The organism is Phytoactinopolyspora endophytica (assembly GCF_004138495.1).
Lineage (GTDB): Bacteria > Actinomycetota > Actinomycetes > Jiangellales > Jiangellaceae > Phytoactinopolyspora > Phytoactinopolyspora endophytica.
In genome coordinates, this window is sequence record NZ_ML142851.1 from 56383 (window position 1) to 59027 (window position 2645).

3 protein-coding genes and 1 tRNA gene are annotated in these 2645 nt (G+C 63.3%); 1 reads left to right on the top strand and 3 read right to left on the bottom strand.

Translation table 11 applies throughout. From position 1 onward, the window contains the following. Positions 1–209 (bottom strand): helix-turn-helix domain-containing protein (locus tag ELR45_RS06180; RefSeq protein ID WP_165367594.1); only part of this gene is annotated, 209 nt, incomplete at its 3' end. 473 nt (positions 210–682) lie between these two features. On the opposite strand from ELR45_RS06180, the gene ELR45_RS06185 reads away from it, so the two are divergent. After that, on the top strand, positions 683–988 hold the full coding sequence (locus ELR45_RS06185) for a hypothetical protein (RefSeq protein ID WP_129664383.1): 306 nt from the start codon (positions 683–685) through the stop codon (positions 986–988). Between the two features lie 364 nt (positions 989–1352). Here ELR45_RS06185 and ELR45_RS06190 read toward each other — a convergent pair. Next, positions 1353–1426 (bottom strand) — tRNA-Ile (locus ELR45_RS06190). A gap of 78 nt (positions 1427–1504) precedes the next feature. Continuing rightward, positions 1505–2044, bottom strand: coding sequence for a DUF3566 domain-containing protein (locus ELR45_RS42000; protein ID WP_129664385.1), 540 nt, complete (start codon positions 2042–2044; stop codon positions 1505–1507). Positions 2045–2645: the final 601 nt, after the last annotated feature.

Below are 2645 nucleotides of genomic sequence, written 5' to 3' on the forward strand. Positions count from 1 at the left end.
GTCATGGGGTTGTGCTTGACCCACTCCGCGGTCTCGTCATGCGCGCGGTCGATGTACTGACTAAGGCGCTCGGGATGGACACGCCATTGTCCACGGCCGCCCATCTTCATGGCCGGCAGCTCGCCACTGCGAACCAGCGCGTAGACCTGTGCAGAGGAGGCGTTCAGTAGTTCAGCGACGTCAGCAAGAGTCAGTAGCTTCTGTTCCATGACATCAGCTTAGGTCCTTCGTCACGTATGCGCGGCAGCGTATCCCGGCGATGCGCGCACCGCCATGACTGCATCGGCGATCAGGCTCGCCATGCGGACGATCCGTCCCGTCATTGAGCGCGTCCCACGTCCGTGTCCTCCACCGTTGGCGTGCTGACACCCGCCACCACGGCCCGCCAACGGTACTTGTCGACACAAATAGTACATGGACGTTTCACGTTTGTTGTCCGGAGTGTCTTGACTACACCCGCGCTACGCGGAGATAGTGATAAGTAAAGCGTGAATGCAATGACGAGAGTCGAAGTCCGGCGGACAGATGCCGTCATCCTTGCCCTGCTATTTATTGGCTATTACACCGTGCATTGAACGTCTGTGCACGTCCAGCGATCACGCACCGAGCCGTACCTATTGGCTAAGACATGTCCGTACAGCCCATCTAGAACGGGCATTCCTTCGGGTTTCGGGGGGGGATTATGCAGGTCGAGGAACGCAGGTTCGGCGATCACATCGCCTACGCGGACCATACCCATGGTGTCGGGTTGTTCGTGGAGGCCGCCGAGTCCTACATCAAGTGGTGGGAAGACGCGATCGATTGGCAGCAAGAGGCGGGCTGGCAGATCGTCGAGCGCCCGCAGCAAGACGGATTCAAGATCGCCGGGCGGACAAAGGATGGGAAGGTGGCATTCTTGATGACCCGCAACGACGTGAAGCGGTCCGATATCGACCGAGATGCGCTGAAGACGCTGGCCCGCAAGGTCGGCGTAAGGCTGACTCTTTGACCGGGAGGTCCGCAGTGGAAGACGTACCCGACCTCACGGATGCTGTGGAACGAGCCATGGATCTTGGCCACGATATCGCCTGGTCTCCAGTGGTCGATGATCTCGAGATCTTGCATGCATGGGTGTGCGGCAGCTGCGGTGGCGCCATGGTCGAAGCCTTGTCAGGGCAGAACGACGGACTGACCGAGCCATGTCCAGAGCCGACATGCCTGCACTATTGGCAGACTCAACATGACTCGTACATGTGTGTGCTGCCGCGTGGACACGAAGGAGAGCATCAAGGGTCCGCCAAGCGTGTGCGACGCTGATGCGCACACGCGGGTGACCCGCACGTGATCGACGTTTGTTGAACTGGGAAAATGGGTGGGCCTAACTGGACTTGAACCAGTGACCTCTTCCTTATCAGGGAAGCGCTCTAACCGTCTGAGCTATAGGCCCGCGAACTCAGGTGCGTCCAGAAGACTACCGTACATGTACCGGCCGGCCCAAACCGGCCGGTATCTCTTCTGGCCTCTGTCAGTCGTCCTCGGCCAGCGTGAGCTCGAGGCCACCGAGCAGGCTTGCCGACAGGTTGTACAAGAACGCCCCCAGGGTCGCGAGCGCAGTGATCAGCACCACATTGACGACCCCGATGAGCGTCGTGAAGCCCAGTACACGAGACAGCGCCACATACTGGTCGACGTCGATACCTTCGCTCGTGCTTGACTCAGTGAAGTCAGTCACGATCTCGCTGATCGATTCGAACACTCCGGCGGCATCGAGCACCGACCACAGCACCGCCACAGCGACGAACAGCGCGATACCCAATGCGACAGACAGCAGGAACGCTGTCTTCATGACTGACCAGGGATCCACTCTCACCAGGCGCAGGCGAGCCTTGCGCACGCGTGGAGGCCGGCGTGTGGCCGTACTCCGTTGGGACGGCGTCCCGTTCTCCGGTGCTGGCCGTTCGGCACCGGGAGCGTAGGCGTCGTTCGGGGCAGCCGGTCGCGCGTCGGCGCTGACTTGGGTATCTTCCAGCGGTGCCGCAACAGGGGGAGCGGCTGGAGCTGCCATAGTCCGTGCCTGCGCCGACGGCGGAGGCACAGGTTCAGGCCTTGGCCCCCGAGCAGGTCCGGAGGGCTTGGGAGCCTTTCGACCCTGCGAGTTGGCCGCGTCGGCCGCCTGCACGACGGCCGGCGGCGCCACCGGAGGAGGCGGAGAGCTGGCCGGCCGCGCAGGAGCGGGCTGCTGCTGGCCGCTACCGGCTGACGGGGGCGCCGGTGGCGCCGGTGCCGGTCCGGAGGCAGAGTTGGGACGCGTCTGCCGGCGTGCGCTCGTGGCCGAACGCGCGGCTGCCGCACCTCGCGGCCCCGCCTGTGGCGCGTTCGAAGACGAGGGCCGTCTCGCCTGGACGGCGGGGTCAGGTGCGTTGCCGTTCTTGGAGGCTCCGGACGACTCGGGGGAGGCGTCGCCGGCCTGTTCACGTTCCCCTTCAGCTGTGGGACGTCCGGCTTCTCCGGAACTCGTCACAAGCCATCACCTTCCGAGTTGCTGTCAGTATCCGGGGCGTCGGGTTCTTCGACCGCATCATCGTCCTCCACCTCGGCACTGTGCGCAATCGCCACGACCGCGTCATCGGCGCCCAGCGAGACGTACTTCACCCCCATGGTGTCAC